This is a genomic window from Stenotrophomonas sp. AN71, from assembly GCF_050435725.1.
Classification (GTDB): Bacteria; Pseudomonadota; Gammaproteobacteria; order Xanthomonadales; family Xanthomonadaceae; genus Stenotrophomonas.
The window spans coordinates 252,298-264,462 of the sequence record NZ_JBNDKU010000003.1 but is presented as its reverse complement, the minus strand read 5'-3'; the positions used below and the strand labels follow the sequence as shown (position 1 = coordinate 264,462).

The 12,165-nt window shown below is 66.3% G+C and carries 11 protein-coding genes; 5 read left to right on the top strand and 6 right to left on the bottom strand.

The genetic code is table 11. From position 1 onward, the window contains the following. Nucleotides 1–66: 66 nt before the first annotated feature. Nucleotides 67–1,194, bottom strand: a complete 1,128-nt coding sequence (locus tag ABH900_RS07150) for a GGDEF domain-containing protein (protein ID WP_429622193.1) — start codon at nucleotides 1,192–1,194, stop codon at nucleotides 67–69. 116 nt (nucleotides 1,195–1,310) lie between these two features. Here ABH900_RS07150 and ABH900_RS07145 point away from each other — a divergent pair, with 116 nt between their 5' ends. Both ABH900_RS07145 and ABH900_RS07140 read left to right on the top strand, forming a co-directional pair. Beyond that, complete coding sequence (locus tag ABH900_RS07145) at nucleotides 1,311–2,129, top strand: S1/P1 nuclease (RefSeq protein ID WP_429622192.1); 819 nt, start codon at nucleotides 1,311–1,313, stop codon at nucleotides 2,127–2,129. Nucleotides 2,130–2,140: 11 nt separating this feature from the next. Beyond that, nucleotides 2,141–2,941 carry an MBL fold metallo-hydrolase gene (locus ABH900_RS07140; RefSeq protein ID WP_429622191.1) on the top strand — a complete coding sequence of 267 codons (801 nt, stop codon included), beginning with the start codon at nucleotides 2,141–2,143 and terminating at the stop codon, nucleotides 2,939–2,941. A 35-nt stretch (nucleotides 2,942–2,976) separates the two neighbouring features. Here the strand turns inward: ABH900_RS07140 and ABH900_RS07135 are convergent, their stop codons facing one another. Genes ABH900_RS07135 through ABH900_RS07125 form a run of 3 tightly spaced genes read right to left on the bottom strand, consistent with a single transcriptional unit; the run spans nucleotide 2,977 to nucleotide 5,148 of the window. Next, a complete protein-coding gene (locus ABH900_RS07135) occupies nucleotides 2,977–3,540 on the bottom strand; it encodes a hypothetical protein (protein ID WP_429622190.1) in 564 nt (187 codons plus the stop codon). Next, a complete protein-coding gene (locus ABH900_RS07130) occupies nucleotides 3,537–4,790 on the bottom strand; it encodes a M56 family metallopeptidase (protein ID WP_429622189.1) in 1,254 nt (417 codons plus the stop codon). Before ABH900_RS07130 ends, ABH900_RS07135 begins: the two co-directional genes overlap by 4 nt. Further along, the gene (locus ABH900_RS07125) at nucleotides 4,783–5,148 is read right to left on the bottom strand and encodes a BlaI/MecI/CopY family transcriptional regulator (protein ID WP_012481135.1); all 366 of its coding nucleotides are present in this window, start codon (nucleotides 5,146–5,148) and stop codon (nucleotides 4,783–4,785) included. Before ABH900_RS07125 ends, ABH900_RS07130 begins: the two co-directional genes overlap by 8 nt. Nucleotides 5,149–5,266: 118 nt before the next feature. Between ABH900_RS07125 and ABH900_RS07120 the strand changes: the two genes are divergently transcribed. The 3 genes from ABH900_RS07120 to ABH900_RS07110 are packed head-to-tail and all read left to right on the top strand — an operon-like array spanning nucleotide 5,267 to nucleotide 8,447. Continuing rightward, the gene (locus tag ABH900_RS07120; protein WP_429622188.1) at nucleotides 5,267–5,824 is read left to right on the top strand and encodes a flavin reductase family protein; all 558 of its coding nucleotides are present in this window, start codon (nucleotides 5,267–5,269) and stop codon (nucleotides 5,822–5,824) included. Nucleotides 5,825–5,859: 35 nt separating this feature from the next. After that, nucleotides 5,860–7,812: an acetyl-CoA hydrolase/transferase C-terminal domain-containing protein gene (locus ABH900_RS07115; protein WP_429622187.1), complete on the top strand. Its 1,953-nt coding sequence runs from the start codon at nucleotides 5,860–5,862 to the stop codon at nucleotides 7,810–7,812. A 35-nt stretch (nucleotides 7,813–7,847) separates the two neighbouring features. After that, complete coding sequence (locus ABH900_RS07110) at nucleotides 7,848–8,447, top strand: NADAR family protein (RefSeq protein WP_429622186.1); 600 nt, start codon at nucleotides 7,848–7,850, stop codon at nucleotides 8,445–8,447. A 177-nt stretch (nucleotides 8,448–8,624) separates the two neighbouring features. Here the strand turns inward: ABH900_RS07110 and tkt are convergent, their stop codons facing one another. Together tkt and ABH900_RS07100 are read right to left on the bottom strand one after the other, a co-directional pair. Beyond that, complete coding sequence (tkt, locus tag ABH900_RS07105) at nucleotides 8,625–10,622, bottom strand: transketolase (RefSeq protein WP_429622185.1); 1,998 nt, start codon at nucleotides 10,620–10,622, stop codon at nucleotides 8,625–8,627. 198 nt (nucleotides 10,623–10,820) lie between these two features. Then, nucleotides 10,821–12,140 (bottom strand): dicarboxylate/amino acid:cation symporter, encoded by a 1,320-nt coding sequence (locus tag ABH900_RS07100; RefSeq protein ID WP_429622184.1) that lies wholly within the window; start codon nucleotides 12,138–12,140, stop codon nucleotides 10,821–10,823. Between the last annotated feature and the right edge of the window lie 25 nt (nucleotides 12,141–12,165).

Genomic DNA, 12,165 nt, shown 5'->3' with positions numbered 1-12,165 from the left:
CCACGCATGGCGTGGATCTACCGCCTGGCGCAGTGCGGCGACACCACGGAGCGGGTCGATTGCCGGTCATTGATCCGGCGCCACTTCCACCCGGTTGCGGCCGCCTTCCTTGGCGCGGTAGAGCGCCGCATCGGCGCGCGCCAGCGCCTGCTCCAGCGTGTCGGCGCCATCGTCATGCCAGCGCGCCACGCCGATGCTCACACTGACCACCGGCGCCGCGTCCGAATCGGCATGCGCGATCGCCAGCGCCTGCACCTGCTGGCGTAACTGTTCAAACGGCGCCGTCTCCGGCTCACCCGGCGTCCAGTGCCCCAGTGCCACGAACTCTTCACCGCCATAACGCGCCACCACCGAATCAACACCACGCAACTGCGCGGCCAGGGTCACCGCCACGGCATGCAGCACCGTGTCGCCAGCGGGATGGCCGTGATGATCGTTGTAGCGCTTGAAGTAATCGATATCGATCATCGCGATGCGCAGTGCGCCGCGCACGTGCGGCGTACGCAGGTAGCGCTGGAAAATCTGGTTGGCATGGCGGTCGAATGCGCGCCGGTTGAGCAGGCCGGTCAACCCATCATGGTTGGCCAGTGCATCCAGTCGCTGCTCGGCGCGCCAGGTCGCACGTGCCTGGCGCTCGGAGATGTAGCTGCCCACGATGCCGGCCAGGTTGCTGGCCAGTACGAACATCACGCTCTGCAGCATCTGCGCCCAATGCCGCCCAACCTGCAGTTCCGCCAGCACGAAGGCAAACGCGATCAGGGTACCGGTCACGGTTGCAACCCCGAAGCGCAGTCCGCACAGGAAGTAATTCAACAGCAGGAACAGGCTGATGCCTTCATAGGGATAGTTGACGCCGGCGCGATGCGCAGTCCAGATCATGGTCACCAGCGCCAGTCCACTGACCAGCACCACGCCGCCGCCCAACCACTGCAGGTGGCGGCGAATCACCGGCACGAAGGTCAGGACGACACCCAGCAGCAGGACGGGCAGCAGCACGCCCAACCGCCAGCGCAGCACCGGCGCATGCACCTCCGGCGGCAACCAGTGCGTGTCGAGTACCGCAAAGCCCAGCGAGAAGGCGCCCGCCACCGCACAGGCCCAGCGCATGCGCCAGACCACCTGGGCATTGAAGGCGGCAGAGAACCCATCGTCTTGCGGATGGCCCGCCTGGATGCGCCTGTCCGTGATGATCATCACCCTCTCCCGCTTTCCGTGGCCGGGCCACCGTACCGGCGAGGACATCAAGGCAACGTGGCGACTGGCCGGGCTTGATCAATCCCCCTGGGCCCGCCCGCCGCTAGAATGGGCCCATGAAAGCCCTGCACTCTCTCTTCCTTGCCGCCGCCCTGGCGCCGGTCCTGCTGTCCGCCTCCGCCCCGGCCCACGCCTGGGGCGCACAAGGCCACCGCCTTGTCGCCGAAGTCGCCGACGCCCGTCTCACCCCCTCCGCCCGCACCGAAGTGGACCGCCTGCTGGCCACCGAACCCGATGCCACCCTGGCCAGCATCGCACCCTGGGCCGACCAGCTGCGCGCCAAGGACCCGGGCCTGGGCCGTCGTTCGGCCGGCTGGCACTACGTCAACATCGCCGAAGACGATTGCCATTACGAAGCGCCGAAGCACTGCAAGAATGGCAATTGCATCGTCGAAGCCCTCAAGGCGCAGAGTGCCATCCTTGGCGACCGCAGCCTGACCGACGGCGAGCGCCTGCAGGCGCTGAAGTTCGTCGTGCATCTGGTCGGCGACATCCATCAGCCAATGCACGCCGGCTACGCCCACGACAAGGGCGGCAACGATTTCCAGCTGCAGTTCGGCAACCGCGGTACCAATCTGCACTCGCTGTGGGACAGCGGCATGCTCAATACCCGCAAGCTGGACGATGCCGGCTACCTGCCGGTGCTGCAGAGCCAACGCGCTCCCAAGCTGGCACGCCAGTCCAACCCGCAGCGCGACCCGCAGACGTGGGCCGAAGCCAGCTGCCGCATCTCCCTGCAACCTGGCGTTTATCCGGCCTCGCGTAAAATCGGTGACGAGTACACCGAGCGCTACCGGCCGCTGGCCGAAGCGCAGCTGCGACTGGCCGGCGAAAACCTGGCGCAGTTGCTGAACCGCGTGCTCGGCACGCGCTGAGGAGAGCTCCGATGTCGGTCCAGGTGCAGTCGTTCCTCCACCGTGACAGCCATACCTTCAGCTATCTGGTCAGCGACCCGGCCAGCGGCGAGGCGGCACTGATCGACCCGGTGCTGGACTACGACCCGGACACCGACGCCAGCAGCGAATCGCCACTGCGCGCGGCGCTGCAGGCCATCGAGCAGCAGGGCCTGCAGCTGCGCTGGTTGCTGGAGACCCACGCCCATGCCGACCATGTGTCGGGCGGGCGACGGCTGAAGCAGCGTTTCCCGCAGGCCACGCTGGCCATCGGCGAAGGCATCCGCGCGGTGCAGGCCACCTTTGCACCGCGCTACGGGCTGCAGCTTCCCGGTGCGGATGAGATCTTCGACCACCTGTTCAGCGACGGCGAGACCTTCGCCCTCGGCAAGGTGCAGGGCCAGGTGATCGCCGTACCCGGCCACACCAGCGACAGCATCGCCTACCTGATCGGGGACGCGCTGTTCACCGGCGACTCGCTGTTCATGCCCGATGGCGGAACCGCCCGCTGCGACTTCCCGGGCGGCGATGCCGCGCAGCTGTACCGCTCGATCCAGCGCCTGCTTGCGCTGCCGGATACGACCCGCGTGTTCGTCTGCCATGACTACGGTCCGGGCGGCCGCGACTTCGCCAACGAAACCACCATCGGCGAACAGCGCGCGCACAACATCCACGTGCACGACGGCGTGGCCGAGGCGGAGTTCGTCAGCGTGCGCCAGGCCCGCGATGCAACGCTGGCCGAACCGACATTGATGCAACCAGCGGTGAAAGCCAATATCCAGGGTGGGGCATAGACCACACCGCTGCGCTCGCCGGGCACGGCCCGGCGCTACCGACCCTGCGTCCTCACCACGTGCTGCCCCTTCACGATCTCGAAGGTGAAGGCGTACTGCAGGGTGACGGCCACCGGTTCAACCCGCTGGGCACCGCGGCAGTCGCCGCGATCCGCCGGCACCTTGCCCGGTTCGAAGTGGCAGACCGCGGCGGACGAGTACTGCCACATCGCAACCGCCTCCTGCGCGGCCTGCAGCAAGGGCGCATTCTCCGGCGCGCCACCCGCACTGCATTCGCTGCGGTCGGTCAGCGGCATGCTGCGTTCAACACTGCCCTGCGCATCCACCACCACCTGCAGGCAGACCGTGGTCGGCGGCAACGACATGCGCGGATCGCGTTCACCCACCACCGGATCGGGCGCAACGTGCAGCTGCGGCATACGATAGCCCTCGCTGGCACCCAACGCGTAGGCCTGCGCCGCGCCTGCACCACCAGCGCCCTGTGGTTGCAGGCGCTGGTGGCCAACCGACTCGCTGCGGGTGTCCTGCGTGGTCAAGCGCTCCTGCGTGGCACACCCCGCAAACAGCGCCGCTGCGATGCACAGCGGCGCCCCCTTCACTTGCCGCTTCCTGGTGCCGGGCTGTCCTCGCTCATGGAAAACGTGAGCGGAATCCGCACGGCCGCCGCTACGGTCTTGCCGTCCTTCATTGCCGGCTGATAGACCCAACGCTTGGCCGCCTCGATCGAAACGGCATCGAATACTCCCGGATTGGTCGCGCTCAGCACACGGATATCGGTCGGCAGTCCCTGCGCGTCCACCTGCACCTTAAGCGTGACCACGCCCTCCTGACCTCGTTCGAACGCCGCACGGGGATAGGCGGGCGGCGTCATTTTGTCCACCTGTACCGGGCGTTGCAGGCCGGCCCTGGCCGCATCCGCCTGCGCAAACTGGAACGGCTCAGCACTGGTGGACGGAACCAGGGCCGCAGTGCCCTGGCTGGCCCATGCCACTGCCCCCATTCCCACGCACAAACCGACCACCAGCATCTGCCCGGACACCCACGGCAATGCCTTCCGCTTGGACTGCTTCAACATGGCGATACGCTCCTTCAACACGGGTTGGCTGCGCCAGTGGCAGACCGCTGGCGCAACCGGGTGGACCAGCTGTGCCTTCAGCAGCGTGCTGGCATAGAGGCCACGCAGTGCAGGCTGCGGGGCAATGGTGCGGGCATCGCAGGCCAGCTCCTGGTCGCGCAGGAAGAGGTGTGCCGCCCACGACAGCAGCGGGTGGAACCAGAACATCGCGCGTGCCAGCAACAGCGCCGCATTGGCCCAGTGATCACCATTGCGACGATGGTTGCGCTCGTGTTGCAGGATCAGGCGCTGTTCCTGCGCGCTGAACTGCTGGTCGAAGTCCGGCCCGACCACGATCCGCGGTCGCCACAGGCCGACCAGCGCGGGCAACCCGGGATCGCCGCTGGCCTGCCAGCTGCCATCGGCACGCAGGCGCAGCGAGCCCATGTTCCGTTCGAAACGACGCTGCGCACGCAGGTCGCGCAACAGGCAGATACCCATGCCCAACGCCCATGCCATCAGCATCGGCCAGGCCCACGGCACCGCCTGTCCGGTCATGCTGTCCGCGGCCTCCGGCACCACTTTCAGCGACAGCGTCGGCACGTGCTGCAGCAACGCAACCTGCGGCAGGGGCAACAACAACGCCAGCAACACCAGCGGCAGCAGCCACCAGCTGCGGTAGGCCAGCCCAGCGCCCCCCATCCGCACCAGCAACGGTCGCAGCAGGGCCAGCAGCATCACCGCCCCCGCCAGCCACAGGCTGGCCCGCCACAATGCGTCGAGCAGCTCAGTCATGGTCCAGCTCCTGGATCAGCTTCTTCAGTTCGGCGATGTCCTGCGCGCTCAACTGGCCGCGTTCGCTGAAGTGCGCCACCAACGGCGCCACGCGCCCTTCGAAGACACGCCCGATGAAATCCTGGCTCTGCGCCTCAACCCACGCCTGGCGCTGCAGCAGCGGCCGGTACAGGTAGCGCCGGCCGTCGCGCTCGGCAGCGATCGCGCCCTTGGTCAGCAGGCGGTTGAGCAGGGTCTTGATGGTCGGCTCGGCCCAGTCGCGGTGGGCCAATGCGGCCACCACCTCATCGGCGCTACGCGGTGCCTGCTGCCACAGCACCTCCATCACAACGGCTTCGGCTTCGCTGATCGGGGTCATGGTTTACATCCGTAATCGACGAATTGATTACGCGCGTAATCGCACCCTCTGTCAAGCCCCTCGACTCCGGGTTCATCCCGGCTGCGCCAGCATCGGTACCTCCCACCCCAGGCCCCGGATGAAAGCACTGCCCAAGAAGGACTTCCCGGTCGAGCAGGCCCGCCGCTTCCTCGAACCCGGCCCGATCGTGCTGGTCAGCACGGCCTGGCGCGGCCAGCGCAACCTGATGACGATGGGCTGGCACATGGTGATGGGCTTTTCGCCGTCACTGGTCGCCACCTACCTGTGGAAGGAAAACCACAGCCATGCACTGGCCGTCGGCAGCGGCGAATGCGTGATCAATGTGCCGGGGGTTGAGCTGCTCGACACCGTGGTGGACATCGGCAACTGCAGCGGCCGCGAGGTCGACAAGTTCACCCGCTTCGGGCTTGACGCACTGCCCGCACGCGAGGTCGGCGCGCCGCTGGTCGGGCAATGCCATTCGAGCTTCGAGTGCCGCCTGTATGACGACAGCCAGGTGGCATCGAGCAACCTGTTCATCTGGGAAATCGTGCGTGCGCACGTTGCACCCCGGCCGAAATTGCCGCGTACGGTGCATTACCGCGGCGATGGCCAGTTCATGGTGGCCGGCGCCGAAATCTCGCGTCGACGGCGGTTCAAGCCCGACATGCTGTAATGCCGGCACCCCCAACATACGCAGGACCGCCCCGCATGACCGAACACCTCACCGACCTGGACGCTGCCGTTGACTGGTTGTTTGCGCGCGTGGAAGGGCCGTTGCGGATCGGGGCACCGCTGGCACTGGGCAAACCGCATCGGCTGCTCAATGCCCTGTATGCACGTGTCGAGCACGACCCGTCGAGGCCGTTGCAGCTGTACACCGCCCTGTCGTTGAATCCTCCCAAGGCACGCGGCGATGGCCTGGAAGCGCGCTTCATGGCGCCGTTCGTGCAGCGCCATTTCGGCGAGGATTTCCCCCGTCTGGCCTATGCCGATGCGATCGCCCACGACGCACTGCCGGCGCATGTACAGGTGGAAGAGTTCTACATGCAGTCCGGCGCCCTGCTCGGCTCGCGGCAGGCACAGTCCAGCTACACCAGCCTGAACTATACCCACGCCGCTGATGCGGTCGCGCAGCGCGCGCCGCAGGTGATCGTGCAGAAGGTGGCGATGCGCCCGGATGACCGCCGGCTCTCGCTGTCGTGCAACAACGACATCACCCAGGACACGCTGGATGCGATCGCGGCGCGTGGCCTGCCCCGGCCCTTGCTGATCGCCGAGATCGACCCGCAGCTGCCGTACCTGAGCGGCTCGGCCACGGTGGATGTGTCGTTCTTCGATCTGGTGATCACCCCGCCGCCGCCGTACCCGGCACTGTTCGGTCTCCCCCGCCAGCCAGTCGGCGACGCCGACTATGCCATCGGCCTTTACGCCAGCACCCTGGTCCGTGATGGCGGCACCCTGCAGATCGGCATCGGTACGCTGGCCGATGCACTGAGCCATGCGCTGGTGCTGCGCCATACCGACAACGCGCGCTACCGCCGCGTGCTGCACGCACTGGACCCACAGCTGGCCAGCCACCCGCTGGTGCAGGAGATTGGCGGTCTGGACCCGTTCGAGGTCGGCCTGTACGGCTGCAGCGAGATGCTCAACGAGGGCTTCCGCCGGTTGGTGCAGACCGGGGTGATCAAGCGCAAGGTGCACGACGATCTGGCGTTGATGCAACGCATCGAGAATGGCAGCACGCTGTCGATCGATCACGCCACCCTGGCGGCCGAGGGCGAGTACCTGCACGGCGCCTTCTACCTGGGGTCGCCTGAATTCTACGAGTGGCTGCGCACGCTGCCGGAGGACGAGTGCCGTGCGATCGGGATGCGCCGCATCAGCGAGATCAACCAGCTGTACGGCGGCAACGAGACGCTTGAACGACTGCAGCGCCGCCACGCGCGCTTCTTCAACTCGTGCATGATGACAACCGCGCTGGGTGCGGCCGTCTCCGACGCACTGGACGACGGACGCGTGGTGTCCGGTGTGGGTGGCCAGTACAACTTCGTGGCGATGGCCCATGCCCTGCCCGAAGCCCGCAGCGTGCTGATGTTCCGCGCAGCGCGCGACGACAAGGGCCAGCGCGAATCCAACGTGCGCTGGAACTACGGGCACACCACCATCCCGCGCCACCTGCGCGACATCTACCTCAACGAATACGGCATCGCCGATCTGCGCGGATTGACCGACGAGGACTGCGTGCATGCGATGACCGCAATCACCGAGGCCCCCTTCCAGGATGGCCTGCTGCAGCAGGCGCAGGCCGCACGCAAAGTGCTGGCGATGCCCCAGCCGGACCTCGCACGTCAACAGCGCAACACACCAGGGGCATTGTCGGCCGCACTGGCGCCGTTCCGCAACGATGGCACGCTGCCGGACTACCCCTTGGGCAGCGACTTCAACGAGATCGAGCAGGTGCTGGTGAAAGCGCTCGGCTGGCTGAAGGCCAATACGCAGACGCGCGGCAGCAAGCTGCGCACCGTGTGGGCCGCACTGCTGCAACCGGCCGGTGACGGTGATGCGGTGTACCTCCAGCGCATGGACCTGCAGGCACCGAAGGACTTCGGAGAGCGGCTCAACGCATGGTTGTTGAGGCTCGCCCTGGCGCGCACCGCCTGAGAAAAGGGGACGGAGGGGATTAAGTCGTTTGCGGCATGATGGCCCTCTCCTCCGCTCGCCTTCTGACGACGCGCTATCCTGTGCGGATGAACGACGATTCCCGCTTCCTGCATGACCTGCAACGCCGCCAAGCCGATGGCGAGCACCTGCGCTACCTCTGCTTCTGGGGCCACCAGCCACCGCGCACGGGCGTTTCTGCGTCGTGTTTCAGCCAATGGTACGACGCGGGCTTCAACATCGATGGCGTGCACTACCCCACCGCCGAGCACTTCATGATGGCTGGCAAAGCGCGTCTGTTTCGTGCCACCGACATCCTCGAACAGGTACTCACCAGCCGCACACCCGACAAAGTGAAAGCCTTGGGCCGCAAGATCGAGGGCTTCGATGAGGCTCTGTGGGCGCAGGCGCGCTACGCCTTGGTGGTAGAAGGCAATCGGGCCAAGTTCTCGCAGAATGCCTCGCTGGGTGATTTCCTGCGCGCCACGGCAGACCAGGTGCTGGTGGAAGCCAGCCCGGTGGATTTCGTCTGGGGCATCGGCCTGGCCAAGGATCACGTTGATGCGCACAACCCGGCGCAGTGGCGCGGGCTGAATCTGCTGGGGTTTGCGCTGATGGACGTGCGGGACGCGATGTAACGTCCATCCATGCATGGCGTGGATCTACTGGCACGGCGGACGATTCGTTTCGCCCCGCAGGAAAAGGGGACGGAGGGGATTAAGTCGCATGTGCATATACGACTTAATCCCCTCCGTCCCCTTTTAGCAGAAAGGCCGGCGTGCGCCGGCCTTTCCTTTACTGCGTGGCGATGCTGCTTACAGCGCCTTGGCTGCTTCCACCACGTGGGCGGTGGTGATGCCGAAGTGCTTGTACAGCTGGTCGGCCGGAGCCGAGGCACCGAAGGTGTCGATACCGATCACCGCACCGTCCAGGCCGACGAACTGGCGCCAGAAACCGGTGATGCCGGCTTCCACGGCCACGCGCTTGCGCACTGCGTTCGGCAGCACCGATTCACGGTAGGCCGCGTCCTGGCGCAGGAACACGTCGGTGGACGGCATCGAGACCACGCGGGTCTTGAGGCCGGCCGCATCCAGCTGGGCCTTGGCTTCGGTGGCCAGTGAGACCTCCGAACCGGTGGCGATCAGGATCACGTCCGGGGTACCGGCGGCATCGGCCAGCACGTAACCACCGCGCTCGATCTGGGCGATCTGCTCGGCGTTGCGCGGCTGGTGCGGCAGGTTCTGACGGCTGAACACCAGACAGCTCGGACCGTCCTGTCGGGTGATCGCTGCCTTCCAGCTCACAGCCGACTCGACCGCGTCGCACGGACGCCACACGTCGTTGTTCGGGATGTAGCGAAGCGAAGCCAGGTGCTCGACCGGCTGGTGGGTCGGGCCGTCTTCGCCCAGGCCGATCGAATCGTGGGTGTAGACGTGGATGGCGTGGGCCGGAATCAGCGCGCTCATGCGCACCGCGTTGCGGGCGTAATCACTGAACACCAGGAACGTGGCGTCGAACGGCAGGAAACCGCCGTGCAGGGCCAGGCCGTTTGCGATGGCGGTCATGCCGAACTCGCGCACGCCGTAGTACACGTAGTTGGCGTTGGCGTCGTCGCTGGCGACCGACTTGCTGCCCTTCCACAGGGTCAGGTTGGAGTGCGCCAGGTCAGCCGAGCCGCCGACGATTTCCGGCAGCAACGGCGCATAGGCTTCGATGGCCAGCTGCGATGCCTTGCGCGAAGCGATCGTTGCGCCTTCCGCGGCCACCTGGGCGATGTAGGCATCGGCCTTGGCAACGAAATCGGCCGGCAGTTCGCCGTGCGAGCGACGGGTCAGTTCGGCGGCTTCAGCCGGGTAGTGCGCGGCGTACTTGTCGAACTGCTGCTCCCACTCGGCCTGGCGCAGGGTACCGGTGCCGCCGGCACGCCAGCCGGCGTAGATCGCTTCGGGAATCTCGAACGGACCGTATTCCCAGCCCAGCTGCTTGCGGGTAGCTTCCAGTTCGTCCTTGCCCAGCGGAGCGCCGTGGCTGGATTCCTTGCCCGCCTTGTTCGGCGAACCAAAACCAATGGTGGTGCGGCAGCAGATCAGGGTCGGCTTGTCGCTCTGCGACAGCGCGGCCTCGATGCCGGCCTTGATGCTTTCCGGGTCATGGCCATCAACATCGCGGACCACGTTCCAGCCATAGGCCTCGAAACGCTCCGGGGTGTTGTCGGTGAACCAGCCCTCGACGTTGCCGTCGATGGAGATGTGGTTGTTGTCCCAGAAGCAGACCAGCTTGTGCAGGCCCCAGGTGCCGGCCAGCGAGGCTGCTTCATGCGACACGCCTTCCATCAGGCAGCCGTCGCCCATGAATACCCAGGTGCGGTGGTCGACGATTTCCAGCTCCGGGCGGTTGAAGCGCTGTGCCAGCAGCTTCTCGGCCAGGGCGAAGCCCACGGCATTGGCGAAACCCTGACCGAGCGGGCCGGTGGTGGTTTCCACGCCCGGGGTTTCGTGGCGCTCCGGGTGGCCAGCGGTGTGGCTGCCCAGCTGTCGGAACAGCTTGAGCTGTTCGATCGGCAGGTCGTAGCCGCTCAGGTGCAGCAGTGCGTACTGCAGCATCGAGCCGTGGCCGTTGGACAGCACGAAGCGATCGCGGTTGAACCACTGCGGGTTGTTCGGATTGTGGCGGAGGTAGTCGTTCCAGAGGACTTCGGCGATGTCGGCCATGCCCATGGGCATACCGGGATGGCCGGACTTTGCGGTTTCAACCGCATCGGCGGCAAGGAAGCGGATGGCGTTGGCCAACTGGCGACGGGTAGGCTGCGTCATGGTTCTGTCGGAATCGGGAGGCGGCCGCGGACGTGCGGGCGGCCCATTGTCCCATAGTCGCCGGGCGCGGGGGTCAGTTCACCTTGCCCGGTAGTGCCGGCCGCTGGCCGGCAGCTGCGCAGAATTCAACGAAGATCATGAGGTTGCCGGCCAGCGACCGGCACTACCGCCCCCGGAGTCCGGGGGCGGAGCCAGGACTCAGTCCTGGTGTGGGGTCAGCGCCGGGCCGTCGTGGGGCTCGCCCTTGGCCACCAGCGTGGTCAGGGCCAGATCGCCGGTCACGTTCAGCGCCGTGCGGCACATGTCCAGGAAGTGGTTCACGCCCAGGATCAGGCCGATGCCGAGCGGGTTCACGCCCACCATGGCGCAGATCATCGCCACCACCGGCAGCGAGCCCGACGGGACGCCCGCGGTGCCGATGCCACCCAGGATGCACACCGCCATCACCATGAACTGCTGGCCGATGCTCAGGTCCACGCCGAAGAACTGGGCCAGGAAGATCACCGTCACACCCTCGAACAGCGCGGTGCCGTTCTGGTTGGCGGTGGCGCCCACGGTCAGCACGAAGCGCGACACACGCTGCGGCAGGCCCATCTGGTCGGCCACGCGCAGCGCGGTCGGCAGGGTGGCGTTGCTGGAAGCGGTGGAGAACGCCATCACCGTCGCTTCCTGGGTCTCGCGGAAGAACGACAGCGGCGAACGACCCGACAGCCATACCGCGGTGCCGTAGGTCACGATCATGTGCAGGCCCAGCGCCAGCACCACCACGCCCACGTACGCACCGAGGCGGATGATCAGCTCGAAGCCGAACAGGGCCGCCAGATTGAACATGAAACAGGCCACCGCATACGGGGCCAGGCGGATGACCAGGTTGATCAGGGTCATCGAGATTTCGAACACGCCCTCGATGGCGCGACGCAGCGGCGCAACCTTCTCATTGTCGGTCAGCACCATGCCGATGCCGAACATCAGCGCGAAGAACATCAGCGACAGGATCGCGCCGTTGTCCGACGCGGCCTGCAACACGTTGCTCGGCACGATCGACAGCAGCATGTCCATGCCCTTCGGCGTGCCATGGATACCGGCGACGATTTCCTTGCTGCGTTCGGCATTCTCCGACAGCATCAGCGCGGCGGTGTGCGGGTCGACGCCTGCGCCCGGCTTGAGCACATTGACCAGCACAAGGCCGATGCCCACCGCGATACCGGACAGCAGCACGGTGTAGGCCAGGGTCTTCCAGCCGATGCGGCCGAGGGCGCGGATGTCGCCCATCTCCGACACGCCCATGATCAACGCCGAGAAGATCAGCGGCACGATCAGCATGAAGATCAGATTGAGGAACAGGCCCGAAGCCGGGGTGGTGACGTAGTCCATTACCCACTTGGCACCGGCCTGCAGACCATCGACGCTGCCGCCCAGGGCGTGCACGATCAGTCCCAGGACCAGGCCGATCGCAAAGCCGATGCCCATCTTCCAATGCAGGGGCAACTTCTTCTTGTCGGCAGCAGCTGCTGTCATACGCGGGTTTCCTCGAAAAATGAAT

Excerpts from the sequence above, each read along its gene's own strand:
- ABH900_RS07150 (WP_429622193.1), bottom strand. The coding sequence starts at position 1,194 with ATGATCATCACGGACAGGCGCATCCAGGCGGGCCATCCGCAAGACGAT.
- ABH900_RS07145 (WP_429622192.1), top strand. The coding sequence starts at position 1,311 with ATGAAAGCCCTGCACTCTCTCTTCCTTGCCGCCGCCCTGGCGCCGGTC.
- ABH900_RS07140 (WP_429622191.1), top strand. The coding sequence starts at position 2,141 with ATGTCGGTCCAGGTGCAGTCGTTCCTCCACCGTGACAGCCATACCTTC.
- ABH900_RS07130 (WP_429622189.1), bottom strand. The coding sequence starts at position 4,790 with ATGACTGAGCTGCTCGACGCATTGTGGCGGGCCAGCCTGTGGCTGGCG.
- ABH900_RS07125 (WP_012481135.1), bottom strand. The coding sequence starts at position 5,148 with ATGACCCCGATCAGCGAAGCCGAAGCCGTTGTGATGGAGGTGCTGTGG.
- ABH900_RS07120 (WP_429622188.1), top strand. The coding sequence starts at position 5,267 with ATGAAAGCACTGCCCAAGAAGGACTTCCCGGTCGAGCAGGCCCGCCGC.
- ABH900_RS07115 (WP_429622187.1), top strand. The coding sequence starts at position 5,860 with ATGACCGAACACCTCACCGACCTGGACGCTGCCGTTGACTGGTTGTTT.
- ABH900_RS07110 (WP_429622186.1), top strand. The coding sequence starts at position 7,848 with ATGATGGCCCTCTCCTCCGCTCGCCTTCTGACGACGCGCTATCCTGTG.
- tkt (WP_429622185.1), bottom strand. The coding sequence starts at position 10,622 with ATGACGCAGCCTACCCGTCGCCAGTTGGCCAACGCCATCCGCTTCCTT.
- ABH900_RS07100 (WP_429622184.1), bottom strand. The coding sequence starts at position 12,140 with ATGACAGCAGCTGCTGCCGACAAGAAGAAGTTGCCCCTGCATTGGAAG.